Origin of the sequence: Kitasatospora sp. NPDC048286, from assembly GCF_043201735.1 — a bacterium.
Classification (GTDB): domain Bacteria; phylum Actinomycetota; class Actinomycetes; order Streptomycetales; family Streptomycetaceae; genus Kitasatospora.
Map to the genome: position 1 here is coordinate 84,718 of NZ_JBICZE010000003.1, position 26,278 is coordinate 110,995.

The following is a 26,278-nucleotide window of genomic DNA, read 5'->3' on the forward strand; positions in this document are numbered from 1 at the left end:
CCCGCCATTCGGGGCGGCCCGGGAGTGGGAGGTGCGCGCATCATGGGGTTGGCGGAAGGCTTGCCGGAGGTCGCGGCGGGTGGACGGACGCGCCGTCAGTTCATCGCCGGGGCAGCCGCGTTGGGCGGCGCCATGGCCGTGGGGCCCACGAAGGTCGCCGCTCTCCCGCGCGGCACGGGCACCGGCGCCCGCGGCGGCCCGGGGCGGAGCGTGGCGGTCCTCGGCGGCGGGGTCTCCGGGTTGAGCGCGGCGCACGAACTGGCCGAGCGCGGCTACCGGGTGACGGTGTACGAGTACCATGCCGCGCTCGGCGGCAAGGCCCGGAGCATGGACGTGCCGGGCAGTGCGGCCGGCGGCCGGCGGGCGCTGCCGGGGGAGCACGGTTTCCGGTTCTTCCCCGGCTTCTACCGCAACCTGCCGGACACCCTGCGCCGCATCCCCGTCCCCGGCAACCCCGGCGGCGTCCACGACAACCTGCGCGACGCCACCCAGGCGCTGCTGGCCTTCGACGCCCCGCGCCCGGGCCTGCTGCTCCCGTTCCGGTCCCTCGCCCGGCCGCTCGACCTGGGCGACCTCGCCCCGGACGCCCTGCGGCGGATCCTGGCCGGCGCTCTGGACGAGGTGCTGCACCTGCCCGCCGACGAGCTGGCCTACTTCGTGGACCGGCTCCTGGTCCACCTGACCAGCTGTGACCTGCGCCGCGAGCAGCAGTGGGAGCGGGTGCCGTGGTGGGACTTCATCGGGGCCGGGCGGATGTCCCACGACTACCAGCGCCTGCTCGGGGTCGGCCTGACCCGGGACCTGGTCGCGACCCGGGCCGAGCAGGCCAGCACCCGTACGGTGGCCCGCACCGTCGTCGAGGCCTTCCTGCTGAACGGCCTGCTCGGGCGCGGTGGCGACGGACAGCCCGACCGGGTGCTGAACGGCCCCACCAGTGAGGCCTGGATCGACCCGTGGGCGGCCCATCTCGCCTCGCTGGGCGTCGAGTTCCGCACCGGGACCGAGGTGCTGGAGGTGCTGTACGCCGAGGGCCGGATCACCGGGGTGCGGGTGGCACCGGCCGGCGGCGGCGCCCCCGAGACCGTACGGGCCGACCACTACCTCAGCGCGCTGCCGGTCGAGCGCGCCCGCGCCACCTGGGGCCCGCAACTGCGCGCCGCCGATCCGCAGTTGGCGCGCTGCGACGCGATCGGCACGGACTGGATGACGGGCATCCAGTTCTACCTGCGCCGCCCGGTGCGGCTGGTGCACGGCCACGCCGTCTGCCTGGACTCCCCGTGGTCGCTCACCGCGGTCGGCCAGGCGCAGTTCTGGGACCGGGACTTCGCGGCCGGCTACGGCGACGGAACGGTGCGCGACTGCCTGTCGGTCTGCGTCTCGGAGTGGGACCGGCCCGGGATCCTCTACGGCCGCACCGCCAAGGAGTGCACCCGCGAGGAGGTGGCCCGCGAGGTCTGGGCACAGTGCCGGCGGGCCTTCGACCGGCCCGGTGCCGGGTGGCCGGCCGACGCGGACGTGCACTCGTGGTTCCTCGACCCGGCCGTGACCGGTCTGGGCGGGCCCGCGCCGGCCAACCGCGAGCAACTGCTCGTCCACCCCGCCGGAACGCTCTACCGCCGGCCCTCCGCCACGACCGCCGTGGGCAACTTCTTCCTGGCCGGCGACTACGTCCGCACCGAGGTCGACCTGGCCACCATGGAGGGCGCCAACGAGTCCGCGCGCCGCGCCGTCAACGCCCTGCTGGACGCGGACGGTTCGACCGCCGAACGCTGCCACATCCGGGGCCTGTTCCGGCCCCCGGAGCTGGAGCCCCTCAAGGTGGTCGACGAGGCCCGCTACCGCCTCGGCCTGCCGAACACCTTCGACCTCGGCTGACCCCGCCCGCCGGGCGGGGCCCCCTCGTCCTCATCCCTGGTCGTGCCAGAGGAAGCCGAAGAAGTTCTTGCCGGAGCTGTCGTCGCACGTCACTCCGTCGGGCAGTTGGCTCGCTTTCGCGTCGAAGCTCAGCTTGTCGGTGTCGGCGTCATACCTGAAGTACAGCGAGCCGGGCTGGCCGAGGACGGTGGTTTCGCGGCGCACGGTGACCTGGAAGGGCACACCGTGTTTGACGGTGAAGGTCCTCCCGGGCTGTCCGGTGGTGAGCGTCTGGTCGATCTTGTTGACCGCGCGCTCGATCTCCAGGGTGAGGACTTCACTGTCCTTGGTGTTGGTGAAGGCCGCCATGATGGTGTGCCAGGGAAGCGGCGCGGTGATGGAGGTCGTGACCTCCCGCACCCGGCTCTTCCCGGAGATTTAGAGGTTTCCCGTACCGTCCGTCGCGATGTTCACCGGGTTGCCGACTTCGGCTTCCGTGGCGTCGCCGCCGTCTCCGGAATAGCCGGTCTTTCCGTTTCCGGCCACCGTGTAGATCCTGGCGATCTTGCTCTTCTTGTCGTCCGGGGCGATGTTGTGGTCCTGCATGGTCGTCTCGTCTCCTTGCAGCCACGCGTTGCTGCGGCCACGCGTTGCGGTGGGTGCGGCCGACTGCCTGTGGGGGTGTGCGGTCGGCCGTCGCTGAGCGGTCTCGGGCCGCGTAAGGCGTTTCCCCGGCAACGAACCACGGGGTTCACGTTGGGCGGCTCCGGCCGTGGGGCATCGATGGCCCCTGCTGTCAACGGTGCTCTTGGTCGTGCGTGCCCGCAGCATTGGCAGTCCATCCGGGTGAGGCGCGGAGGGTGGCCGGAGCCGACTCGTGCCGCAGGTCAGAGCGGCACCAGGTCACCGGTCCCGAAGGGGTGCCACCGCAGGTCCGCGGCGAAGAGGAAGGTGTTCTCCGGCTCGGTGAACTTGGCGGACTTGACCAGGTCCCACTTGATCGTGACCGTGCTGCCCTTCGGCACCGGCACGGCCAGGCTCGGTCCCGGGGCGTACACCCGCTTATCCACCCTGCCGTCGCAGTGGATCTGGGCGACGTGCGGCTCGGTGTCGGGGGCGTCCGGAGGTTCCACGGTCACCGTCAGCTCGGCGTTGGTGTGTCTGTAGAACGTCCGTAGCGAACCGGTGAGCAGCCCGTCCGTCCGCGCGCGGAACTTCTTCCGGGTCCTGACGGTGGTGGTCGTGAGTGGCGGCGCGAGTTCCACCTGTGTCGGGTGCGGCTGTCGCCGGCCGAGGAGGGAGAGGGCGCCGCCCACCGTCAGGTCCTTGGTGGTCAGATACGGTTCGGAGACGGTCACGAAGGTGAAGAGCCAGTAGTCGAACGTGGGGGCGTCCTTGTCGCCGGTGTAGGCGTGCAGGGCGAAGGCGGTGTCCTGGTACAGCCGGACTCTGTGGTTGCGGCTGCCGGTGACGTCCACCGTCTTCTGCTTGCCGGTGCCGGCGTCGAAGTACTCCAGTTCCACCGTGCTGCCGGTGGTGGGCGTGAACTGCCAGACCACCTCGGCGTCCTCGGTGGTGGGTACGACCTGCCGGAGGGGCCGGAAGTCGGCGAGGGTCAGCCCTGACGGCCCCTTCGTGCAGTACAGGACGACTCGTCCGGTCCGGCTGTCGCCGTTCTCGTCCTCTAGATCCTCTTCGATCGAGAGTCTCGCGTCCCCTTCCGCGGTGTTCACCGCGATGTTGGACAGCTCGAAGGACAGTGACGGACTTCCGGGCTGGACGGTGGCGGAGCCCTGGTCGTTGGGGCTCGCCGTGGCGATGCCCGGCTCGTCCTCCGCCCATTCGACGGCCCAGCCGGGAGAGTGGTCGACCTTGATGCCACCCGCCCTGTGGACCGGGGTGAAGTCGCCGGCCTCCTCTCCCAGGGAGAGCTCCAGGGTGATGGAGTTGCAGGTGAGTTCCGCGTCCGAGCTGTTGGTGACCGTGACGGTCAGGCTTCCCTTGGCGGGCTCGGATCCCGCGACGGAGACCGGGAGGGGTGAGGGCGTGGTGGGCGCCGCGTAGGCGAGCAGCGGCTGGTCGTCGGTCATGGGTGCGGGCCCTCTCGTCGTGGTCCGGCTCGTCGCGGTCCGGCTTGTCGTGGTCCGGCTATTCCCAGCGCCAGGCGATCTTGACGTCGTCGATCTCGGTCTCCGTCGATCCCCAGTCGGCCTCGACGGTCGCGCAGTGCTTGGCCACGGGGAGGTCGATGACCCAGAGCCGCGCCTTGCTGCCGGAGTCCGAGGAGACGTATCCGGCCACGTAGGCGAAGCGCCCGTTGGGGTCGATGGCCACGCCGCGGGGGTACCTGATGCCGGGCAGTTCGATGTGCCGGACCTCACCGGTGGCCGTGCTCAGGTCCACGACGGCCGCGGAGTACGTGTCCTTGGCGGCCACCGCGCACAACAGCGTGCCGTCCGGCGTCACGGCCAGGCCGTACACCTGGTTGCCCACCGGGATCGTCCTGGGAGCGTCCTGTCCCTTGAACGCCTTGACCGAGCCGCCGCCGTCGCCGACCACGAGCGCGACCGTGCCGCCGTCCACGCTGACGGCCACGAGGGGCTTGCCGAACCCGTTGTCCCCGGACAGTGTGTTGATGAGGGAGCCGTCGAGGGTGTTCGTCACCGGCACCTGCAGGTTGTTGGTCTCGGTGAGCACACCCGGGTAGACCTTGTCGCTCTTCGCTGACAGGGCGACTCCGAACACCGCCCCCAGGACGTCGTACGAGGTCACCGTGAGGTCCTGGGAGTCCACCTTGCCGACGTCGACCCGGTGCAGCATCTTCTGCCGCTTCCTGGTCTCGAAGCCGCCCGTCCACAGGTGCTCGCCGTCACGGCTGAGCGCGCAGTCCCACAGGGTCTTGTCCATGTTCTTCGTCCGGATCACCGGGTCGTCGCCGGTGATCTCGGCCAGGTCGACCGCGACGATCCTGGTGTCGTTGACGAGGAAGCCGTGCTTGCCGTCGCCCGAGATGCTCCAGCTCGACCGGTCGCCCGTGGCCCTCAGGTCGGCGCCCTTGATCACGGTGCCCTTCGCCGTGATCGCTGACTTTCCGGGGAGTGTGTCGGTGCTCAGGTCGATGGCGGTGCGGAAGCGTACGGGCTGCATACCCAGGCCGGAGGCGTAGATGTCCGCGAGCGGGCGCTTGAGGGGGGCGTGCTGCCACAGGTCGGTGATGGCTCCTCCGGGTGCGGCCGTCAGCGTGCCGCCGGCGTCGGCGGTGCACGTGTGGTACTTCTCGCCGGAGAAGAGGTAGCCGTTGGCGGACTTGTCGGGCCAGCAGCCGGCGTCGACGCCGTTCGGCAGGGAACTCTCCAGCGTGCCGTGCTTCTTGAGGCTGCCGTCCTTCAGCTTGAACAGCGCCCAGCGCGGGCCGCTGAAGAGGTAGACGCCCTTCGGGGTGTCCATCGCGCCGCTGAGCCCGGCGAGGAAGTCGTCGGGGAGTTCCTCGACGTCGAAGGTGTTCTCCGGCTTGGCGTCGGCCTCGCTCTGCACCTCGTTCTTGGCGATGTTGTAGCGGACCAGGTGGTCGGGGCGCAGGAAGAAGATCTCGCCCTTGTCGGCGAAGACCGCGGGGTAGGGGCGGTGCCCGGCCGTGCCGGCCAGGCCCGGCCAGAACCAGGTGAGGTGCTGGGGCAGGTCGAAGGGGTTCCTGAACTCCCAGGCGGCGCCGTTCTGTTCGTACCGGGCGGCCCAGGTGCCCTGGAACAGGTAGCAGGTCGCCTTGTTCGCGCTGGACGCCGGAAGGCTGAGGGCGGCGGTGATGCCGGTCATGTGCGGTCGGTCCTCTTCTCGTCGGGATGTCTGCTTCGCTACTTGCTCTACTTGCTCTTCAACCGGCCCGTGCCCAGCGGGAACCAGGTGATCTGACCTCCGTAGCTGCCCGCCTCGGCCCTCATTCCCAGCGTGACCCTGGCTCCCTTGGGCACGGGCACCAGGACGTTCTCCGGTGACTCGGCCACACGGGCGCAGGCCGAGGTGGTCCGGGTGGTGGCGGGTGAGCCGGAGGTGACGGAGGCGTGGAAGTCCACGGCCTTCCCGTCCTCCTCGCAGTCCAGCCGTGCCGCGATCAGGCCGTCGGTCTCGGCGGTCTCGTACGTCCTGGTGAAGGGCGAGGTGGCGCCCGACGTGTCCCCGAGCAGTGTGGTCGGCACGCCCCACAGCTGTACGACGCCGTTGCTGGTGAGCTGTCCGACGGTCAGGTCGGGTTCGGAGACGGTGACGGCGATGGTCCACCCGTAGTCGGTGCCCTTGTACTCGACCAGCATCATGAACGCCGTGGTCCTGGTCAGCGCCGGCGTGGTGTACGTCCCGTTGCCGTCCTTGTCCATGTACGTCTTCTCGTCCGCCTTGATCTCCGTCATGTCGAAGTACAGGCGGTAGACCGGGCGGTCCTTCTCCGGCAGTCCCTTCCAGCTGATCTCGACGGACTCGCCGTTCTTGATGCCGGAGTACTTCGGCCGGAAGTTCTTCAGCAGGCTCTGCACGTCGGTCCTGGTCACGATGAAGGTGTCGGCGGCCGAGCCGGTGCCCCCGCCGACGACGGCCGTCCAGTGCACGGTGCTGCCCAGGGCGACGGCCCCCACGGAGTCGTGCGGCGCCAGCCCTTCGAGGAGCAGCGTGCGGGTCTCGCCCGCCGCCAGCTCGCCGGTACCGGTGTCGGTACCGGCGTCGGCGGCGGGCAGAACGGTGACCTGGGACGGCCCGGTGGACTGCAGCCGCCAGCCGCCCGCCGGTTCGGCCAGCCGGAGCCGCCCGATGTCGGAGGTGAGGCTGTCGGGCCCGTCGCCGACCGGCAGGGAGAGCGTGATCCGCTCACATCGCAGCGTCTCGGTGCCGGGGTTGCCCACCGTCAGGCGCAGCGCGCTCGGCACGGCCGCGTGGGCCTCGCCGGTGTGCACCAGGCCGTCCGTGGTGGTGTCGAGGACGCAGGCCAGCCGATGGGCGGCGGTGGTGGCGGCGCCGGTGGCGGTTCTGGTCACGTCGTGCCCTTCGGTTGCTGTTCCAGGGTGAGCGCGAGGAATCCGGTGCGTGCCACGGGCACGCTGCCGGGCGGGTGGGCGCCGCTGTTGGTGTCGGACAGCGGCAGGTCCGCCCAGGGGCCGGCGTGGCCCGGGGGAGTGCGTTCCGCCCAGGACCAGACGCCCTGCCAGGCCGCCGAGGTGGGCAGGGCGACGGACGGTCCGGACGGTTTCCCGTCACCCGGCACCGTCCCGCCCGGCAGCACGCTCGCCAGCAGGGGGCCGGTGCGCAGCGCGGGGGACAGGGTGGCCATGGGCCCGCGTACGAACGTCTCGGGCAGCTTGGCGGCGACGACCGGCAGGATGCCGCTGTGGGCGTGTACGGCGGCCCACGGGTCGATCAGCAGCGTGGCCCAGGCGGCGGTGTCGGCGGCGGGCGGTGCGGCGGAGTCCTCGGCGTGGGCGGCCAGGACGCGCGGGTCGGCCGCCGCGTCGATGGCGACCGGGAACGAGGACTCCGGGTCGGCCGGCCGGTGTCCGGTGAACAGCCGGTGGTACGGGGTGGACTTGCTGGTGCCTTCGGCGGGGTCCGTCGTGAAGTAGCCGACCAGGCCGTCGCCGGCCCGGTGGGCGTCGCCCAGCCGTACCGGCCAGCGCGCCGAGCGCAGGACGTTGCCGTCGTCGGCCTGTGGGCCCACCGGCAGTCGCTGCCAGGTGGCGTCGTACAGCGGCGGCGCGGCCAGTTCGATCCGCAGTCGCGCCCGGACCAGGGCCAGCGGCCGCCCGGCGAGCAGCGTCCAGTGCGGGTCGGTGTGTTGACCCGGGGGCGCGATGGTGTGCAGGGCGAGGTCGATCACCGCGAGCAGGTCGCGGAAGGCGGGCGGCCCCTCGGCTGAGCCCTGTCCCTGCGGTTTCTTCAGCAGCCGGCGCAGCAGGCCGCCGAGGTGCGGGTGCGCGGCCGTGAACGTGTCGGGGGTGGCGGTGATCTGTTCGCGCGTCAGCCAGCGGGATCCGGGCAGCGGCAGCCAGTCGACGCGTTCGGCGCCGGCGGGGCCCGCCACGTGCAGCTCGCCGAGGCCGGCGCCGTCGCTGCCGTACACCAGCAGCGAGTGCTCCCGCGGGTTGGGCACCAGCCAGCCGCACACCGGGCTGTGCGCGGGGTCGACGGGCAGCACGTCGACCGGTACGGGCTGGTCGTCGTCGGTGCGGCGCAGCCATTCCAGGCGGGCGCGCGCGGGCTGGTGGAGCCGGGGCGGCAGTTGGACGAAGCGGTACTCCCAGCCGGCGACGGCCGTGTCGGCGACCAGCGGCTTGCCGGGGTGGGCCGGGTCCGGGTCGGGCCGGACGGCGGCGGAGCGCCGGGGGTGGACCTGCCCGGCCGTGGTCTCGTTGACGGCCTTGCAGACGCGGCCGAACTGGTCGACGAGGGTCAGTTCCTCGATGACGAACTGGGCGGAGCGCACCGGGTCGAAGTGCCGCAGGGAGGCGGCGGTCTCGGCGTTCGCGACGACGGGTTCGGTGGTCAGCAGTGCCTTGCCGGTACCGCCGAGCGGGTCGAAGTGGTGGGCGGGCTTGCGTTGGGCGAGCCAGGCGTCGAGGCCGTCGAGGGACTGGGAGATCTGGTTGCGGTTGTGCTCCGAGTCGGCCTGAGCGCGGATCGTCTTCGCCAGCGCGCTGTCGGTCACGTAGCGGTTGATGTACTCCTCGGCCCTGCCGCGCACCGCGAACCCGGGCAGGGCCGACAGCCGGGAGCGGCCCTTGACGGTCTGGCCGGGCTTCTGGGCCTCGCCGGCCCAGTGGTGCGCCCGGCCGTCGAAGGTCCAGTGGGTGGCGGCGGTGCTCCCGCTGCCGGTCCGGTAGGGCAGTGGGTGGCAGCGCACCGCCCAGAGCAGGTAGAGCGGCTGCCAGGGCTGGCGCCACAGGTCGGTGTACTCGGGCCAGACCCCGGCGTCGCCCTCGCGATCGGTGACCGTCAGCGTCTTGCCCCCGTGCTTCAGCAGGTGCAGCGGGCCGCGCGGCCGGTGGTCGGGGCTGCCGGTGGGCCAGACCAGCCGGGCCGCCTCCTCGAGGACGGCGAAGTGGGTGAGCAGGGCGGTCACCGGTGCCCAGGTCAGCGGCGAGGTGACGGAGGCGAGTTTGGCGGGGGCGGTCGGAACCTTCGTCGGTGTGACGGGCGTGCTCCCCTCCAGTGCGACGGCCTTCAGGAGCCGCTTCTCGGTGCGGCAGGGCAGTGGACCGCTGCGGGGCGCCGCCATCCGGGCGCCCTTGCCGCTGATCAGGACGACGGGGTCGGTCGGCCGTTGGTAGGGCGGTGCCGGGGTCCGCTTGATCTCGCGGTGGGCGGCGAGGGGCTTGCCGGTGGACAGCTTGTGGTCCCGGCGGTAGGCGTCGATGCCGGTCTGCAGGTCGGAGGGTGTGTTCCCCCAGGGGATCGCCGCGCGGAGCCCGCCCTTGCCGTCCGTCCCGAAGCACAGCTCCTGCTGCGCCCTGGTCTCCTTGGCGAGGCCGTCCTGGCCCGGGTCGAGCTGGATGGTGCTCTTCGCCTTGAAGGCCTTGAACTCCTCGCTCTCCTTCTTGCGGTCGTACGTCCACCACCACAGGTCGTAGAGCCGCTGCCGCAGCTCGGCGAGCCGTCGCAGGCCGTCGTCGAACTTCCGCTGGCGGGCGTTGAGCTGGGCCAGCCAAACCAGTTCGGCGGCGGCTTCGGCCGGGGGCGTCGGGGGTGGCTGGGAGCCCGGGCGGTTCACGATCTGCCAGCTGAACCCGGCCGGCGAGGGCGCGAACCAGGTCCGGTGCGCGGCGTCGTCCATGATGTCGCGCCCGTGGTCGGTCAGGGCGTCGTCGAGTTCGTCGAGGACGCCGTGGTCGAAGGCCTCCAGGAGCAGCCGGTCCTCGGCGGTGGCGCCCTCCCGCAGGGCCGAGCGGGCGTCGGCGGCGCTGTTGCCCACCGCCACGGTCAGGGCGCCCTTGGGGTCCGTGGGCAGGTCGGACTCGGGCAGGTCGTCGACCCGCCAGGCGAGGCCGAGGGCGGTGCCGACGTACAGGGAGCGGTGCACCGGCTTGGTGCCGATCGGGCACTGCCAGCCGAGGGCGGCCAGCGCCGCCTCGAACCTGGCCTGGTCGGTGGTGTGGTGCCCGTACTCGCCGCGGAAGTCCAGCAGCTTCTTGATCTGTTGGACGGAGAGCGGGTCCTCGCCCTCCGCAGAGTGCCAGCCGGCCACCAGGTAGCTGATCGTGCCGTCGGTGGTGACGAGCCCGGTCAGCGGGTCGTGGAAGGACAGCACGTCGGCGTTGTACGGCTGGAAGACCGGGAAGTCCGGCAGTCCGGGGCCGGCGGCGGTCAGGAAGGGCGTTGGCGGGTTCGCGGGCTCCGTCCAGTCCTGCGCGGCCAGGTCGGTGCTGGTGCCGAGTTTGGTGGCCTTGTTGTCGTGCAGGTAGGGCACGGTGCCCTTCGACGCGTCCAGGTAGTCGCTGTGGACGAGCCAGCCGCCGGCCGCGGGGAGCGGTGCGCCGGTGTCCGTGGGCCGGAAGTGGCGCAGCACCAGCCAACGGTTGGGGATGGTGGGGAAGACGGGGAAGGCGGCCGGGCCCCGGCCGGTGCTGAGGTCGAGCCGCCCGCGCAGCAGCGCGTCCGGCAGTCGCCAGTGCAGGTAGACGCCGCGGGCCGCGTCGCCCTTCAGGGAGGTGGTGATGAAGGGCTCCGGCTCCGGGTTCGCGGGCCGCTCGCGCTTGTAGAACTTCGGGACCCATCGGTAGAAGGGGTCCGCGCTCGCGTTGGTCAGCTTGTCGGTGGCGGCCATGGCCGAGACCTCGACCGGCACGAGCAGGGCTTGGGGGTCACTCATCGTCAGGGCGTTCCTCGTCCGTGGGGCGTTCCTTGTCGGTGGCGTGGGGAAGCCGGCCGGCCGTCACTTCGGTGCCTCGATGACCAGTTGGGCCTGGGTGTTGAGGAGCTGCAGGCCGAGCACGCAGGGCGGCAGGTCCTTTTTGGCGTCCCACCGGGGCGGGCTCTCGCGGAGCTTGTCCTGCACGGCCGTCCGGAGCTTGCCGGTGTCCAGCACCTCGCGGGGACGGGAGGGGTCCTTCGGCTGCCGCAGCGGGATGCCGGTGAGGTCCCGGCCCATGCTGGAGCCCACCTCTCCGTCCCCGGAACGGGCGTAGCGCAGGCTGATCCGGTCGGTGTCGTCCAGGCCGAAGTGGAGCACCTGCGAGGGCTGGCGGAGGGTGACGCTCTCGGGGGCCGCCGTGAAGAAGGCCAGCAGGAGGTCGGCGGCGAGGAGCCGGGGCGGGCCGCTCAGCACGTCCTCCGTCCCCTGTCCGCCCTGCTTCCCGCGGTGGGCGACGACCAGCAGGCCGGGCCAGTCCCGGCACAGGGCGGAGCGGAGCAGCATGCCCGCGACCGGCGGTGTGGAGGTGGCGAGCACCTGGTGGTTGAGTTCCTCGTGCAGGGCCAGGTCGAGGCTGGTGCTGAGCCCGAGGCTGCTGGCTCCGGCCGTCAGGGCCCCGAGCCAGCCGGGGTCGACGTGGAAGAAGCGGACGCTCTCCTCCGGCAGAAGCCTCGGGTCGGGCACCAGGTGGTCGAAGGGGACGGCGGCGAGCAGCTTGGCCGGGTCGAGTCCGGCGCCGGTGACCCGGTCGAGGTGCTGGGCGACGACCGCGCGGACGGCGGCCCGGGCGTGGTCGCCCGTCGTGGCCCTCACCACCGGCTCCAGCGTCGGGGCGTCCGGCTCGACGGTGACCGCCCCGGCCGCCCCGGATTCCGCGGCGGGTGCCGGTGGTTCGGCGAGCAGGGCGTGGTCCGTGGCGAGCCGGGCGAAGGCGGCGGTGGCGAGCGGTCCGGCGGCGGTCGCCGGGTTGACCGTCCCGGACCTGCCGGCCACCTTCTTCGGCTCCTGGCCGGTGTTGATGTCCAGCCCGCGGGCCAGGCGTTTGGCGAGTTCCTGGCCGGCCGTGGCGGCGGCCCCGCGGATCTCGCCGAGGGAGCGGGCCAGGTCGGTGTTGGCCAGCGTGACGGCCTTGCCCAGCGCGAACGCCGAGGCGTAGCTGACGTCGAAGACGCCGTGCGCCTGCGAGTAGATCAGGGCCTGCGCCTCCGAGACGACGGTCTTGGCGTCGACGGGCAGCGGGTGCGGTACGACGGGGGTGAACGGCCCGCGGTACCAGGCGTAGGTGCGCGAGCCGTCGGGCAGCTGGTGGCCGACCGGGACGTAGCCGTCGGCCAGGCGCTTGGACACGGCCGTCTTCCCGGTGGAGCCGTCGGGCAGCCGCAGCGGCAGCCTGCCCGCGCTGCCGGTGGCGACCTGCTGCGCCACGGCGAGGAAGCCGGGTGCCGCGGTCTTCCTCTCGACCGTGAAGTCCCAGGCCCACAGGGACACCAGGCGTACCTTCTCGGCGGGAGTCCGGTCGGGCATCAGCGGTGCGCTGCCGGAGAGTTGGGCCTCGGTGAAGCCCTCCAGCGACACCACGTGCGCGGTGTACCGGCCGTCGGTGCGCGGCAGCCGGTTGGCGACCAGCACCGCGTGGTCACCGCCTCCGGGGCCAAAGACGCGCCGGACGTGGCCGAGCAGCGGCAGTTCGTCGAAGCGGGGCAGGACGTCGGTGAAGCAGGCAACGGGTACGTCGATGATGCGGCACGTCTCCGGGTGCTTGGGGTCCTTCTCCGCGGCGAGGGCGGGCAGCAGGACCTTCGGCGGCTGCACGTGTCCCGTGCCGGGCAGCAACTCCCTGACCGGGCAGGTCTGGTCGGCCCGCCCGGTGGCCGCGTCGACGGGCAGGTCCTTCTCGTGGAGGACGAGCAGCGCCAGCCACGGCACGTCGGGCCGGCTCTTGGCGAGGACGCGTTCCCAGGGCAGGACGGCCGGGCTGAGGACGACGTGCGGCAGGACGTCGGCGAAGTTCCCGCTCGCGCCGGACGCCGGGTAGCAGGCGTGCACCTGCTCCGGGGTGAGCGCGAAGCGGGGACCGCGCACGTGCAGGGTGCGGGAGCCGGAGAATGTCTGGTCGACCTGCTGCGCCTTCGTCGTGTCCTTGACCGTGTGCTCGACCCTGATGACGTACTCGCCGGTCGGCACGCCCGGCCAGTAGTCGTGGAGGGCCAGATCGCGGGCGGCCCCCGTGGTGTCCGTCGTCATGGGAGCCGCCTCAGCTCTCGGTGCCGCGCGTCATCGGGTCGGCGCGCAGGTAGGAGTGGATGTGCCCGGCGTAGCCGGTGAGGGAGTCGGTGAGGCTGCCGCCGGGCGGGACGGCCACCCCGCACGCCGTCAGCGCCTCCAGGAGGGGCTTGCGGTCGGTGCCGGTGAGCTTGGCGGCGAGCGTGCTCCGGTCGTACGGCCTGGTGGGGGCGCTGCCGGACTGGGCGGTGGCGAGGAGCGGCTTCTCGTCGATCCTCCGCTCCTCGCGGTCGACGGCCGCCTCCTTGGCCTTCACCGTGCCGCCCGAGGGGGGACGGCGCGGGGCGGTGATCCGGGTGCCGGTCAGACGGTCGACGAGCTCGGGCTTCGCCGTGGGCACCGGCAGTTGCGGGGCCTGGCCGGCGGACTTGAGCGGCTCGCCCCACAGGCCCAGCGGCACCTTGCCGGTGACCTGGCCGACCGTCCACCCGTAGGTGGCCTCGGTGGGATCGATGACGGCGCCGTCGTGCGTGACGGTGACCTTGTGCACGGACGTCGCCGTGACCCCGGTTGGGCGTACGGTGATGGTCTTGCCGGTGTCGGTCTTCCCGGTGTGGCCGGGGGTGACGAGGACGACCTCGGAGGCCGGGATGCTCGCCCGGGTCAGCACGGTGAAGCCGTCGCGGGACATCTCGCAGATCTCGTCGGGCTTCTCGGTGGCCCCGTCGGCGGGCTCCGCGGGCAGCCTGCCGCTCTCGACGATCACCTGCGCCACGGGGCCCGGCAGCATCCGGGAGACGAAGTCGCTCCAGCCGAGGGGTTTGGGCTCGGATGGCGGGTCCTCCCCGAAGCGGAGGTCGAAGGTCCAGCCGAACGCGACGTACACGTGGGCGATGCCGCCGGTGGGCGGGCCCCACAGGTCGAGGTCGACGCCGATCTCCGCGCTGATGGGGATGAGGATGTCGATGCGCACGCCGATCCGCACCGACATCGTCACCCGGAACCGGAACGGGTCCCACTGGATCAGCGCGTCGAGCACGGCGCGGCACCACGCCTGGATGGGGCCCTCGTGGAACGCCACGTCGAGTTCGGCGCCGACCATGAACGCCGAGGGGGTCAGCGCCGCGTAGCAGGCGCCGCGCAGCGACACGGGCCCGGCGTCCCACTCGATGGCGAGCCGCCTGGCGGCCGGGTAGTGGAGCGGAACCTGGAACTTCGGGTGGTAGCCGCCGACGGTCAGCACGAAGTCGCCGGCGTGCTTCGGGCCGAACCACAGGACGAGGGCGGCGTCACCGGAGAGCTTGCAGGAGGGGTGCACCAGGAACGAACCGGGCTGGATCTGCGCCTGCACCCGCAGCGCGTTCTCCCGTGAGGTGTAGCTCGCCATCAGCGCCAGGGAGACGTGCGCGTAGCGGCTGCTGCCGGTGGACTTGAGCGGGAAGTCGGCGTCGGCCTGGCCGAGGAGCGCGAGAGTGATGTCCGACCCGCCGGTCAGGCCGAACTCTCCCAGCACCAGGGCCCGGGCGTGGATGAACTGGAAGGAGTCGAACCGCAGTCCCGCGGCCAGCCAGACGCGTCCCGGGGCCTCGCTGACCCAGGGCGCCTTCCCGGCGGCCGACCTGGTGAGGGAGTCGGCGAGCGTCATCGCGTCCGTGCCGCCGCCCGCGGCGGACGGCAGGAACGGGAAGGTGTCGATCTCGGAGATGTCCGGCAGCCGGACGGTGCTGTTGTAGCCGAACCCGGCGGCGGCCCCGGTCACCCGGAACGGCGGCGGCCCGACGCCCTGCCCGGCGGGGAAGCCGAGCTGGCCGAAGACGAACAACGAGGGCTGGGCGTTGACGCGTTGGGCATACCCGCCCACGGCGCTGAGGCTGAAGCTCGGCACGTCGATCACCGCGGCGCCCAGCAGGGAGACGAGATAGCCCTTCCGGACCTGGTTGATCAGGGCGCCGGAGATCTCGATCGGCGGACGGGAGAAGCCGATGCCCAGCCCGTCGAGCCGGGGGGTGATCCTCGCGGGGTCGTGCAGCGAGATGCCCAGGCCCATCCCCCTCCCGGAGAACTTCAGCCCGCCCATGTCGACACCCGCGTCGATCAGGAGCCACACGGTGCCGTCGGCGTAGCTCACCCCGAGGCGGTCCAGGCGCACCGGGCCGAGGACGCGGTCGACGGTGTACCAGGCCGTCGACGGCGTACCGCTGAGGTCCTTCCCGCCGACCGTGGAGATCGTCTCCTGGTCGTTCCGGCCGATCGCCCTCATGGACGGCGGCGGCGAACCGTCCTGCGTCCCCAACTGCAGGTGCTTGCCGCCCAGTTCCACGTCGAGGGCCAGCCGTGCCTTGCCGGGCCAGGAAGCCTCGGCGAGCAGCAGGGGAGCGCCCTGTCCGCCCATCGCCGTCAGCATCGCGTTGACCCGCTGGACGTCGGTGAGGACCAGCGCCCGGTTGGCGACGTCGACACACAGTCCCGTCAGCCGGACGTCGACCTCCTCCGGCACCTGCGAGCCCACGACGGGCAGGCTGGACAGGCCGGCCGACAGGTTGAGCCGGACGAGCAGGAGCCGCAGCGCGGCGCCGCCCTTCGTCGGGGGCGTGTCGGTCACGTGGTCACCTCCAGGGGGAAGGCCGATGGCCCAGGCTGATCCGATACGAACTGTTGGCTTCTGTGGCCCCACCGCTTTGTAGTCGACGTGGCCCGTATTGTCTGCCCGCGACCTGTGCTTGGCCGGGTGATATCACCCGATCGGTGGATGTGACTTGAGTTTCCCGGCTCGGTCGGATAGATGAGGGCTGTCAATGCCCGGGGTGGCGTGTGATTGCGAGGGGCAGGATGTCTTTCGTACACGAATCCGATGCGAAAGGAACGACATGCCGGTCAAGGTGGTGTTCTTGAACGTGGGGCAGGGTGACTGCACGCTGATGACCTTCTATGAGCCGGGCGCAGCCAAGGCGCATGCGGCCGTACTGCTGGACTGCGGATCCAAGCCGGGGGGTGAGGTGGCGCCCCGGGAATCGGCGGGCGCGTCGGCGACGGGCGACGCCAAGAGGCGTATGACGGAACACGTGAAGCGAGAGATTGACAAGTGTCTGATGGATCTGAAGAATCCCGGAGTTCTGGATTACCTGATCATCAGCCATCCTGATGAGGACCACTTCAACCTCCTGGAGGAGATCTTCCTCGACTCCGAGCATCAGCTGCGCTACTCGGTGAAGAACGTGTGGCACTCGATGTCATCCGTCGACTACAAGGAGGAGAGGAGCGAAGTTCGGTTCGTGGAGACGCTTCTTGACGATCCCAACAGCTTGGCGAGTCCTGACCACAGTGTCGAGAGTGACCCGGTGCTGAAGCCGACTCAGGGGGATCCTGAAATGCTCTTCCCGAATCTTCCCGGCACTCCGAATCTCTATCATCTGAATGCGGGGGGAGCTCTTCCCTCCTCGAGGGATTCTGCGACCAGGGCCAAGTACGTCCATTCCGCAAAAGAGAAGATCGCCAATCTGAACAGCCTTGTCTTCCTGGTCGCCGGCGCACCCGACGGCAATGGGCAGCGGCAGAAGGTTCTGTTGATGGCTGACGCCCTCAAAGTGAACGAAGAATGTCTGATCAAGAACGACTCGAACGGGCTGTTGAAGCGAGAGAAAAACCTGTGGCTCAAGGTCGGGCACCACGGCAGCAAGACCTCGACATGCAAGGCCTGGCTGGACTACGTCACCCCTGATGGGCTCTTCGTCAGCACCGGAAAGGTCATTTTTGCAGGAAAGAGCGCGACCTGCACGGACAGCAACTTCAATGCGGAGCTCCTGAAGAACTGGGAGGACGTCAGGACCAGGCACAACATCCCGGAGCCGAAGGTCACCTCGCAGAAGAAACCGCTCAAGAGGCATTGGGACTACACCTACCAGAACAACACCGCGGCTCTGTCTGGCTTCGTGAACAGGGATGCGACCGGAAAGGGTGTCTTCAGCACCTTCGGCGGAGAGAGATTCGCCACCGGTAAGGCCACGACTGAATGGACCGGCCGGGACTGGATCCTGTGGATCGACCGGACGTCGGACGGATCGTACAAGCCCGGCGCGTACGAGATCTCTTACCAGTAGGAGGCCCGAGATGCCCCTGTCAGTGAAGAGCCTGACCGAGACCCTGGCCGCCGCCGCGAAGAAGGGCTCGCTGCTCATGCAGCCCGAGTACCTCCAACTCGCCCCGGCCGCCGACCTGTTCAAGAGCCACCTGAAGGACGGCGCGCTACAGCTGGACCCCGTCCGAGTCGACGGGCTCACGGCCACCGGCCCCCTGTCGCTGTCCGGCGGGAGCACGGCACCGTCGACGGTCCGCTTCCTGACCGACTCGGCCGGCGCCACGGTGGTCGGCGTGCGGATCGACGCCGCCCTTCCCGGCGCCGGGACGGAACTCCCGAAGGAGGTGCGCAGGGGCCTGGTCCCGCTCGAACGCTTCGGCCTCGGCACCCTCCACCTGGTACTCGGCGTCGAACCGGGGGTGAACAGGACACAGCAGGCGCTGGTCGGAGCGGGAGCCGAGCTCGACTTCCCCACCGCCCAGGCCCACCCCAAGCCCTATGTGTGGGGGTATCCGCCGGCCAAGGGGAACATCTGGCTGCTCCAGGCCGCGTTCGACCCGGTCGCCATCACCGGGCTCGACTCCCTCCGCGCCTTCGCCTCGCTGGCCCAGGGCGGATTCGACCTGCCCTCCGACCTGGCCCCCGGCGCGGGCCTGGCGCTCACCGCACTGGCGATCGGCTGCGTCGTCGACGGCGGCACCTCCGGGGGAGGCGGCAAGGACCGGATCCTGGCGATCCAGCCGACGGTGATCCTGGGCCGGGAGTGGACACCGGTGGAGGGGGTCACCGTGAAGGGCCTCCGAGCCGACCTCTCCGTGCTCGATCCCTTCTCCCACCCCCAGCTGCTGACCACCCTCGGCGGCCGGGTCGAGTTCCCCGGCAGCGTGGCGGTCGAGGTGGAAGTGGGCCTACCGGAGCGCTCGTTGAAAGGCGTCCTCGCCGAGCCCGTGAACCTCGGGAAACTGGTGGCGGAGCGCTTCTCCGGCATCCCCGTCCCGAAGACGCTGACCGTCAGCGAGCTCGAACTGTGGGCCGAACTCGCCGCCGGCGCCAACAACCGGGGCTACGGACTGGACCTCGCTCTCACCGAGGTCTGGAAGGTCACCGACGGCGTCGAACTCGCCGCGGTCATCCTCACCGTCTCGCACCAGGTGGGGCACAAGTACGCCGGAGTCACCGCCGAATGGCGACTCGGCACCGGGGTCCTGGACGTCACGGGCACGTGGTCCTCCGCCACCGGGTGGGCCTTCGCCGCCCACGCGGTCGGGCTCCAGCCCGCCGACCTCCTGAAGCACCTGGGCATCACCGCGCCCGAGCAGCTCAGGAGCCTGACCGTCGAGGAACTCGCCGTGGCCTTCGACACCCAGGGCCACTTCACCTTCGCCTGTGCCACCAGCCTCGCCGTCGGCAACAGCACCCTGTCCGTCGTCGTGTCCGTCATCGCCGACCGGACCAAGGGCAGCACCGTCGTCACCGGGGAGATGCGGCTGGCCGTACCGCTGGCCGACGGCACCGAACGCCTCCTGACCTTCACCGTCGACTACGGCAAGGATCCGACCGGCCGCGTCCTCACCGCCCGCTGGAAGGGCACCCCGGGCATCACGGTCCGCGAACTCGCCGACGCGCTGGAGCTGGACCTCCTCGAAGAGGTCCCCCAGGAGGTGCTGCCCACCCTCACCTCGCTCGGGCTGCGCTACGACACGGTGTCGAAGCAACTGCTCGTGCTCGCGGAGACGAAGTCCGCGAGCGTGGCGTTCGCCTCCCTGCCCGGCTGATCCGGCCGGGCGCACCCCCGCCGGCCTCCGCCTCCACCGGGGCCCGGTCAGCCCCAGTACCCCGTGTGCACGGCGGAGGCCTCCTCGAAGAGGTGCGGGCCGGAGACCTCCACGGTGTTGCCGCCGGCGGCGAAGACCTGGCGGCAGGGCAGGTCGAGCACCGGTTCGTCCGGGTCCACTCCGGCGATGGCGTTCAGGTCGGTGGCGGAGAGCGCGTAGACGACCTGCCGGATGCCGCTCCAGTAGATCGCTCCGGCGCACATCGCGCAGGGCTCGGTGCTGCTGTACAGGACGGTCCCGTTGAGCAGGTGCGGGGCCAGGGTGCGGCAGGCCTGCCGCACCAGGTTGGTCTCCGCGTGGGCGGTGACGTCGTGGTCCGTCAGCACGGTGTTCTCGGCCGTGAGCAGGACGCCTCCGGACGTGTCGGTCAGCAGGGCGCCGAAGGGGTGGTTGCCGTGGGCGCGGGCGGAGGCCGCGAGGTCGATGGCCGTGAGCAGGTGGGTGCGGGTGTGGTCGGTCACTGGCGGACTCCTCAGGGGCGGAAGGGGCGGAGAAAGTGGGGGCCGAACGGAGGACGCGGCCGATCCGGGCTCACTGCGGGTGAGCGGGCACGGTGACGACCGGGCAGTGGGCGCGGCGGAGCAGGCCGTGGGGCACGGAGCCGAGGCGCATGCCGGTGAAACCGCCGTTGCCGCGCCGGCCGACGACCACGGCGAGGGCGTGCTCGGCGGCGCGGGCCAGCTCCTCGACCGGGTGGCCGTGCACGACCTCGTGGGTCACGGTCACGTCCGGGTGGTGCTCGTGGCGTCCCGTGGTGGACTCGAAGAGCAGGCGGTGCAGCAACTGCTCGGTGGCGGGCTCGTCCGGGCTGCCGGCCGGCGGGCGCTGCCAGACCCACAGGACGCGCAGTGCGGCCCGGCGCTCGTCCGCGTACGCGAAGGCGAAGTCGACGGCGGGTTCCGAGGACGGGCTGCCGTCCACGCCGAGCACCACGTACGGCGGGTCCTGGGTGGTGTGCTCGGGGTCGCGGACCACGACCACCGGGCAGTGCGCCTGGGCGCTGACCGGCACGGCCACCGAGTACGTGCTCAACGCCTCCTCGATCCGGCTCAGCCGCCGGGAGCCGAGGACGACGAGCGAGGCCCGGCGGGACTCCCGGCACAGCGTGGGCGCCGGGACGTCCTCGGCCACGACGGCGGTCACGGCCAGCCCGGGGTGGCGCTCCCGGGCGACGGCGGCGGCCCGGTCGAGCGCCCGGTCGGCCCGCTCGCGCAGGGCCTTGTGGTAGCGGCCCTCGTCGAACGGCCGGAACTCGCGGTACAGCGACGGCACGGCGTGCACCAGCCGCAGCGGCAGGCCCTTGCGGGCGGCCTCGTCGGCGGCCCAGGCGGCGGCCATCGAGCCGGTTTCGTGGGCGTCGACGCCGAGGACGACGGGACCGCCGGGGTCGTCGGGGTCGTCGGAGCTCTCGGAGCTTGCGGACGTCATGGTGGTCCTCCTCGGCCGGTGAGGCGTTGCCGTCGGTGACACTCGGTATCCGACCGGCTCGGTACGGGGCCGGGCCCGTGGACCCGGCCGTTCGTACTTCCATGGCACCACCGAACGCCGACTTCGGCAGGGTCCGGCCGGTCCCCGGCGCGGGGCCTGCGGTGCTACGCCGGGGACGTCCTGGCCGGTCAGGCGAGCGGCACCCGTGCCAGAGCCGCCCGCACGGTGGCCGCGAGGTCACCGACGTGGACGCCGAGGTCGCGGAGGTGCCGGGCGGTCTCCTGCACGGGCACGTCGACACACCGGGCGATGCGGACGAGTTGGACGAGCCGCATCGGAGGGTCCTTCGGGCCGGGCATCACCAGACCGTCGGCCGTCAGCAGACGCAGGGCCGCCCCCTGGGTGAGACCGGGCGGGAGGTCGTCGTGGGACACGCGCAGACCGTAGGAGCGCAGTCGGGCCGCCAGTTCCCTGGGACGTCGGCCCAGGTCTCTGGCTGCCAGAACCAACAGGAAGAACGGGATCTCGTCGTCCGGGCTCAGCCAGAACCACCAGACCTCGTCCAGTTCGTCCGAGATGCTCTGGACCATGTCCTCGTAGCGGAACAGCTCGCGGTCGAGTTCGGTCTGGCGCTGTGGCAGGACCATGCCCGTTCGCACTCCGTAGGCGGACAGCCGGCTGAGCAGTACCCGCAGGCTGAGCCCCAGGTTCTCGGCCACTTCCATGAGCTGATGGAAGGTCGGGGCACGGTCCGTTCGGAAGGGCGACCAGTCGACCTCCCACTCACCGGCCAGCAGGTCGAAGTCGTCCAGTGACTCCCGGCAGCTCGGCCGTGGCGGCAGGGTGAAGCCGAGGCGCTCGTACTCGGCCCGCACGTCGTCGGGGGACATGCCTGACCATTCCTGAGCGGACATCAGCTGCTAGGGGGGAAGGGGCCCGTCGGCACTCGCCCACGGCCACATCCCGTCATGGTCCCGGCTTAGCCAGTTGACATACGCCTGGTCCGGTCGCTCGGGAAACTCAAATGGTTCTACTGTCAGGCCATAGCGTTCGAGTCGACGCCGTACCTCCAGTGGGCTCAGTCCGGTCCGTAGAGCGGCCTGGGCCACGTGGCCGGGTGGTACGGGCTTCCTGTCCCAGATCTGTCTGTATTCGCCGATCTCACCGTCGTGGTAGAGCAGTTGGAGGTCCACCTCGTCAGGGGCGCCTTCCGGCAGGTCCTCGGGGACGACGGCGATGCCGTGCGTTCGTAGCCGCGCCGCCGCTTGTGCCGCGCTCACTCCGAGCGTCGTGCCGACCTCCAGCAGGTCACCGATCGTTTTGAACGAGCGGCGACCGCCGTGGCGGCCGTCGATCCAGTGTGTTCCCGAACCGTCCCAGTCGTCAGAGCCGGCAGCCTCAGGGACAACAAGGTCGTCCACTCCGAAGAGCCGTCGCCGTTCCGCAAGACCGGCCGGACCACAGCCGAGCCGACGAGCGGCGGTGAACACGTCCGACCGTCTGGTGTGACCGAAACCCCGGCTTCCGGTGAGCACCTCCATGTCCGACGGCCAAGCCCTGGCCACCTGGCGCGGCTCGGCCAACTCTGGTACCAGTTTGACGAGCTGACGCAGCAGGTCCGTGCTTCCGTGGGCCAGCGTCCGCCAGAGCAGGATGTGGTCCGGAAGCGAATGGAAAGCCGCGTCTGTTGATCGTGGCGTGCGGCTGTTGGCTGTCAGGAGACCTTCATGGATCGCCTGGTCCAGCGGGAACCAACCGGCCACGGCGAGAGCCGTTGGTCGCCTGTGCTCACCGAAGCCGGCTCCTGACTCGTAGGCCGCCTCCGCCACCAGGTCCGCCGTCCGCGGGCTGCTCTCGGCGACTTCCCGCATCCACCTCGGGGTGAAGAACTTCACTCCGCTCATCACCAGGGCAGGTGCCGCGCCCGCGAGCAGTTCTTCGACACGGGATGACACGTCCTCGAGCACCGTGAGGCGATCAGTGCTGAGCTGTCTTGGGGCGTAGTCCCCGCTCAGGTTCACCACGATGCCCCGGCAGCTCGACAGAACCCCGATGCGCTCGTGCGGTTCGATCTGAAGGCCGTCCACCAGCAGTTGGCCGCCCTCCTTGTACCAGAACACCTGCGTGCCCTCGGGGCTGTCGGTCCACTCCACCAGGTGGTCGTGCGGTACGTCGCCCGTCGGTCCGGCACCCCACGGCTTGAACACCCCCGGTTCCCACTCCCTTCTCCGCCCGCCGTGCTGCGCCGCCGTCGGGAACTCGGCGATGCACAGCACCTTGGCCAGGGCGTCCAGCCCGGACCAGGAGCGGCGCCGCTCTCGCAGGTAGAGCCGCACCCGGGTGCCGGGCCTGCTGGCGCGTTCCTCCTTCTCGGCGATCCGGAACAGGTGGTTGGGCCCGAGGATGTGTGCCTCGACCAGTGGTCCTGGCATGCCGTCGAGCCCCATGCGGCAGGACTCCACCCGGATCTCGTCCGCGAGCATGAAGTACGACAGGACGCCGATTCCGAACCGGCTGTTGGGGTGGAGCCGTACCGGGGGTTCGACGCGTTCCCACTGCGCCTGCTCCAGCAGGAAGTCGGGCTGCTCGGCGAAGCGGGCGCCGGCGTTGGAGAACACGCCGCGCAGCTCCGCCTCGCCCATGCCGATGCCGTCGTCGGTGCACTCCAGGTACTCGCGGCCGTCCTCGTCGACGCCCTGGACGAAGTCGATCCGGCCCTCGTACGGGTGGAAGGGCCGGCCGGAGCGCTCCAGGTACTGGGTTCTGGCCTTTCGGTAGCGGCAGGCGTCGAGGGCGTTCTGGTACAGCTCGCGTACGGCGAGGTCGCGGTCCTTGTAGAGCTGGGTGCCGGTCAGCAGGCCGCGTACCCGGCGGTCGTCGAGTCGGAACCGTGCGCCGCTGGTGAAGGTCCCCTCCGCCGGGACGACGCCGTCGGCGGAGATCCGCGCGGGCAGGGGTGGCATGGGCTGGGCGATCCGGTCGGGCACGGCGCGCCCGACGGCGAGGAGCAGCCCGTCCAGGCGCGCCGCGTGCTCGCGTAGGGCCTCCACGACGGCCTCGTGCTCGCAGACCGCCTTGAGGACCGGCAGCTCGGGGGAGCCGCCCCACGCCGTCGTGGCCAGGGTCCGCCGCAGCCCGTCGAGGTCGACCGGGTTCGGGACCCCGATGTGCTCGACCACCGTGTCGGGGAGCACGGCGGGTTCGATCGCTGCGCCGTACGCGACGGCCAGCAGCAGGCCGGTCCGCCGTTCGCGGATGCGCTGGCGGCCGGGGCCGGGCAGGAGTTCGTCGGCCTCCAGCCGGCCGAGGTGCTCGGGGTTGCAGATGTCGGCGCCGATCCGTAGGCCGGCGAGGATTCTGGCGAGGCGCCGGATGCCCACCGCCTCGGTCAACGGACCGCTGTCCGCGGTGAGTTCGGCTTCGAGGGCGGCCAGGGCCGCCATGCCCTTGTCGTCCTGCGCGAGCCAGTGGCGGTACAGCCACCAGCCGGTCGCCGACGCTGCCTGCGGGCGCAGTTCGGCCCGGTTCACCAGCAGGTCGTGGCCGGCCAGGAAGGACTGGTAGCCGGCCCGCCATCCGGTCGCTCCGCGCCGCGGCCGCAGGTCGGTGGGGTCGGCCTCGAGTCGGGAGGTCGTGAGCAGGAGTTGGTGGGTCTGGTAGAGGTAGGGCAGCAGGACGAGCAGCCCGGCCTCGGCCGGGTAGAGGTCGAGCGCGCCGTCGGGCTCACCGAGCAGCCACTCCACGCGGTCCGCGAATCGCGTGGCGAACCCGGGGTCGGCCCACGGGTCCCCGGCGGTGTGCTGCTCGGCGCCGTCCCGGACGGCGGCCAGTCGTTCGGCCAGCCGGGCGGCGTGTCGTCGGTGGGGCTCGGTGTCGCGCTGCGCCGCGTGGGCCCAGATTCCGGAGTCCAGGACGGCGCGGACCCACGGGTCGCTCGACGGGGCGGTGCCGGCCGGGGCTGGGGCTGTCTGGACCGTCATCGAGCCGACCTGGCCGACCTGGATGACCGTCTTCTGGGTCCCCCCGTCGATGGTGTTCGTGACGTTGTACCGATCCACCCGCTGTCCCTCCCCGGTCACCGCGTGGGGACAGCTTAGGTGGACGGGGCAGGCGGCTGTCGTACGGGTGAACAGCGGCTCGTACCGGCCCCGGAGGACCACCGGGAGCGTGGGTGGTTCAGCGGAGGAAGTAGTCGGGGGTTCGGACGGACAGTGTCGACGCCAGCTTGCGCAGATCGGCTTCGGTGTTCTCCTTTCCGTCCGCCGACATGACGATCAGGTAGTCGTCGCGGCGGACGAAGTAGAAGACGACATAGGGATTGGCCCTGCGCCAGGTGCCCGGCGCGACCTGTTCGCAGCCTTCGGCTCTGACCGTGCTGCCGAGGCTCGTCGCATCGCAGACGGGTGGCCTGAAGGCGGGCGGCACGGGCTCCACGGTCACCCGGATGGCCCAGCGGTTCAGGTCGTCGGGGTCGACGCCCTGCCGGTCGGGCAGCAGGAGGAAGCCGAACCACGAGCCGGGCTTGCTGGTCAGCGGCGGCCGCATGCGGTAGCCGGTGACATCGGGTGCGTACAACGGGACGCCCACGTCGGTGAGTTCGTTCCGGGCGCGGTCGTCCGCGCGGTGGCCCCCGACCAGTGCCGAGAGCGGCCAGAGCAGGGCGAGGACGACCAGCAGCACGACCCGGGGCCACCGCAGAAGCGGCCCGGGCGCGGTCAGGGCGGCCGCTGTCGCGAACAGCACCGCGTCGGCGAGTGGCAGCACTCCGTCCGGCAGGCTCCAGGCCCCGGCCCGGGCCTCGAGCTCGAACTGCAGCCAGCAGAGGACGACGGCCGCGGCGGCCACCCGCCAGGCCGGCCGGACGCCCGCCAGTCGCAGCGCCAGCCAACTCGCCAGGAAGACGAGGAGGGCCGCCACCGGGGCGAGCAGCAGTGCCCACCCCAGGCAGCTCCACCCCTGCTGCGGATCGCACGGGAGGAGGCGCTGCCACGGCAGTGCGGTGAGCAGGAGCGCCACCGCGCCGAGCCCGGCCCCCACCAGCGCCGACCTGGCCGTCCGGGATCCCACGACCGCCCGCCACCAGGCGATCCCGTCGATCCGCCGCGACGTCCCCCAGGGCATGCCCACGCTCGCTCCGTCCCCTCCGCGATCTCGTTCCAGCGGCCGATTCTGTCGCACGGCCGCGGGGATGGCCTGAGTACGTGTACTCAGGTCCGGCGGACCACGGCGGACCACGGCGGACGGTGGCGGACCACGGCGGCCCGGCGGCCGTTATTCGGTGGGGGCTTCGCGGTCCGGCCGGTTAGGCTGCGGGCATTTCTCGGGGAGGAAACGATCGATGACCGTGCTCTCGCTGCTGCCCGTCAGCACCGAACGGCTCCTGCTGCGTCCGTTCACGCCGGATGACCTCGACGACCTGCACGCCTTCCAGAGCCTGCCCGAGGTCGCCCGCTACCTCTACCGGCCGCCGCTCACCCGTGAACAGTGCGCGCAGAGCCTGACGCGGCGGGCGGCCGGCACCGCGTGGTCCGAGGACGGCCACGACCTGGTGGCCGCCGTCTGCCCGGTCGGCGAGGCGAAGGTCGTCGGCGAGATCGTGCTGAAGCTCGCGAGCGCGTCGGCCCGCCAGGTCGAGATCGGCTGGACCTTCAACCCGGCCTACGCCGGCCGGGGTTACGCGACCGAGGCGGCGCGCGCGGTGGCCGCGCTGGCCTTCGCCGAGCTGGATGCCCACCGGCTCTTCGCCCGCCTCGACGTGCTCAACACCGGGTCGATGCGGGTCTGTGAGCGCCTCGGCATGCGCAGGGAGGCGCACCTCGTCGAGAACGACCTCGACGGCGGGCGCTGGGGCAGCGAGTACGTCTACGCGACGCTCGCCCGGGAGTGGAAGGCCGAGCGGGCCTGAGCGGTGGTTGAGAGGCGCCTCGCGCGGGAGCGTCGGTTCCGGCCCGGGCCGGAACCGACGCTCCCGCGGCG

At 71.4% G+C, this 26,278-nt stretch carries 17 protein-coding genes; 4 read left to right on the top strand and 13 right to left on the bottom strand.

The features are described from left to right. The first annotated feature begins 42 nt into the window (after positions 1-42). Positions 43-1,875 carry an FAD-dependent oxidoreductase gene (locus ACGF13_RS08245; protein WP_392870323.1) on the top strand — a complete coding sequence of 611 codons (1,833 nt, stop codon included), beginning with the start codon at positions 43-45 and terminating at the stop codon, positions 1,873-1,875. A 30-nt stretch (positions 1,876-1,905) separates the two neighbouring features. Here the strand turns inward: ACGF13_RS08245 and ACGF13_RS08250 are convergent, their stop codons facing one another. The 8 genes from ACGF13_RS08250 to ACGF13_RS08285 all read right to left on the bottom strand — a co-directional run bounded on the left by ACGF13_RS08250 (position 1,906) and on the right by ACGF13_RS08285 (position 15,566). Continuing rightward, positions 1,906-2,274: a hypothetical protein gene (locus ACGF13_RS08250; RefSeq protein ID WP_392870326.1), complete on the bottom strand. Its 369-nt coding sequence runs from the start codon at positions 2,272-2,274 to the stop codon at positions 1,906-1,908. Between the two features lie 18 nt (positions 2,275-2,292). Next, complete coding sequence (locus tag ACGF13_RS08255; RefSeq protein WP_392870329.1) at positions 2,293-2,460, bottom strand: hypothetical protein; 168 nt, start codon at positions 2,458-2,460, stop codon at positions 2,293-2,295. 281 nt (positions 2,461-2,741) lie between these two features. Beyond that, positions 2,742-3,944: a hypothetical protein gene (locus ACGF13_RS08260; RefSeq protein ID WP_392870332.1), complete on the bottom strand. Its 1,203-nt coding sequence runs from the start codon at positions 3,942-3,944 to the stop codon at positions 2,742-2,744. Positions 3,945-4,002: 58 nt separating this feature from the next. Beyond that, complete coding sequence (locus ACGF13_RS08265; RefSeq protein ID WP_392870335.1) at positions 4,003-5,667, bottom strand: YncE family protein; 1,665 nt, start codon at positions 5,665-5,667, stop codon at positions 4,003-4,005. Between the two features lie 47 nt (positions 5,668-5,714). Next, complete coding sequence (locus ACGF13_RS08270) at positions 5,715-6,875, bottom strand: hypothetical protein (protein ID WP_392870338.1); 1,161 nt, start codon at positions 6,873-6,875, stop codon at positions 5,715-5,717. Then, entirely contained in the window at positions 6,872-10,699 is a 3,828-nt protein-coding gene (locus ACGF13_RS08275; RefSeq protein WP_392870341.1) for a hypothetical protein, read from the bottom strand. The genes ACGF13_RS08270 and ACGF13_RS08275 overlap by 4 nt, the downstream gene beginning before the upstream one ends. A 63-nt stretch (positions 10,700-10,762) precedes the next feature. Beyond that, the gene (locus tag ACGF13_RS08280; RefSeq protein ID WP_392870344.1) at positions 10,763-12,985 is read right to left on the bottom strand and encodes a hypothetical protein; all 2,223 of its coding nucleotides are present in this window, start codon (positions 12,983-12,985) and stop codon (positions 10,763-10,765) included. Between the two features lie 10 nt (positions 12,986-12,995). Continuing rightward, positions 12,996-15,566, bottom strand: coding sequence for a DUF6603 domain-containing protein (locus ACGF13_RS08285; protein ID WP_392870347.1), 2,571 nt, complete (start codon positions 15,564-15,566; stop codon positions 12,996-12,998). 265 nt (positions 15,567-15,831) lie between these two features. Here ACGF13_RS08285 and ACGF13_RS08290 point away from each other — a divergent pair, with 265 nt between their 5' ends. Continuing rightward, positions 15,832-17,061, top strand: a complete 1,230-nt coding sequence (locus ACGF13_RS08290; RefSeq protein WP_392870350.1) for a ComEC/Rec2 family competence protein — start codon at positions 15,832-15,834, stop codon at positions 17,059-17,061. 10 nt (positions 17,062-17,071) lie between these two features. After that, positions 17,072-18,814 (top strand): hypothetical protein, encoded by a 1,743-nt coding sequence (locus ACGF13_RS08295; protein ID WP_392870353.1) that lies wholly within the window; start codon positions 17,072-17,074, stop codon positions 18,812-18,814. 47 nt (positions 18,815-18,861) lie between these two features. Here the strand turns inward: ACGF13_RS08295 and ACGF13_RS08300 are convergent, their stop codons facing one another. From ACGF13_RS08300 to ACGF13_RS08320, 5 genes are all read right to left on the bottom strand, one after another. Beyond that, positions 18,862-19,335 carry a nucleoside deaminase gene (locus tag ACGF13_RS08300; RefSeq protein WP_392870356.1) on the bottom strand — a complete coding sequence of 158 codons (474 nt, stop codon included), beginning with the start codon at positions 19,333-19,335 and terminating at the stop codon, positions 18,862-18,864. 70 nt (positions 19,336-19,405) lie between these two features. Further along, positions 19,406-20,302: a universal stress protein gene (locus tag ACGF13_RS08305; protein WP_392870358.1), complete on the bottom strand. Its 897-nt coding sequence runs from the start codon at positions 20,300-20,302 to the stop codon at positions 19,406-19,408. A 188-nt stretch (positions 20,303-20,490) separates the two neighbouring features. Continuing rightward, positions 20,491-21,192, bottom strand: a complete 702-nt coding sequence (locus ACGF13_RS08310) for a hypothetical protein (protein ID WP_392870361.1) — start codon at positions 21,190-21,192, stop codon at positions 20,491-20,493. 30 nt (positions 21,193-21,222) lie between these two features. Continuing rightward, positions 21,223-24,360 (bottom strand): ATP-binding protein, encoded by a 3,138-nt coding sequence (locus ACGF13_RS08315; protein WP_392870364.1) that lies wholly within the window; start codon positions 24,358-24,360, stop codon positions 21,223-21,225. A 118-nt stretch (positions 24,361-24,478) separates the two neighbouring features. Continuing rightward, entirely contained in the window at positions 24,479-25,423 is a 945-nt protein-coding gene (locus ACGF13_RS08320; protein WP_392870367.1) for a hypothetical protein, read from the bottom strand. A gap of 217 nt (positions 25,424-25,640) precedes the next feature. Here ACGF13_RS08320 and ACGF13_RS08325 point away from each other — a divergent pair, with 217 nt between their 5' ends. Then, the gene (locus ACGF13_RS08325) at positions 25,641-26,207 is read left to right on the top strand and encodes a GNAT family N-acetyltransferase (protein WP_392870370.1); all 567 of its coding nucleotides are present in this window, start codon (positions 25,641-25,643) and stop codon (positions 26,205-26,207) included. The last annotated feature ends 71 nt before the right edge of the window (positions 26,208-26,278 follow it).

Coding starts and splice junctions, on each gene's coding strand:
- ACGF13_RS08275 (WP_392870341.1), bottom strand. CDS start 10,699: ATGAGTGACCCCCAAGCCCTGCTCGTGCCGGTCGAGGTCTCGGCCATG.
- ACGF13_RS08295 (WP_392870353.1), top strand. CDS start 17,072: ATGCCCCTGTCAGTGAAGAGCCTGACCGAGACCCTGGCCGCCGCCGCG.
- ACGF13_RS08305 (WP_392870358.1), bottom strand. CDS start 20,302: ATGACGTCCGCAAGCTCCGAGAGCTCCGACGACCCCGACGACCCCGGC.
- ACGF13_RS08320 (WP_392870367.1), bottom strand. CDS start 25,423: ATGCCCTGGGGGACGTCGCGGCGGATCGACGGGATCGCCTGGTGGCGG.
- ACGF13_RS08255 (WP_392870329.1), bottom strand. CDS start 2,460: ATGCAGGACCACAACATCGCCCCGGACGACAAGAAGAGCAAGATCGCC.
- ACGF13_RS08245 (WP_392870323.1), top strand. CDS start 43: ATGGGGTTGGCGGAAGGCTTGCCGGAGGTCGCGGCGGGTGGACGGACG.
- ACGF13_RS08310 (WP_392870361.1), bottom strand. CDS start 21,192: ATGTCCCCCGACGACGTGCGGGCCGAGTACGAGCGCCTCGGCTTCACC.
- ACGF13_RS08260 (WP_392870332.1), bottom strand. CDS start 3,944: ATGACCGACGACCAGCCGCTGCTCGCCTACGCGGCGCCCACCACGCCC.
- ACGF13_RS08290 (WP_392870350.1), top strand. CDS start 15,832: ATGCCGGTCAAGGTGGTGTTCTTGAACGTGGGGCAGGGTGACTGCACG.
- ACGF13_RS08280 (WP_392870344.1), bottom strand. CDS start 12,985: ATGACGACGGACACCACGGGGGCCGCCCGCGATCTGGCCCTCCACGAC.
- ACGF13_RS08265 (WP_392870335.1), bottom strand. CDS start 5,667: ATGACCGGCATCACCGCCGCCCTCAGCCTTCCGGCGTCCAGCGCGAAC.
- ACGF13_RS08325 (WP_392870370.1), top strand. CDS start 25,641: ATGACCGTGCTCTCGCTGCTGCCCGTCAGCACCGAACGGCTCCTGCTG.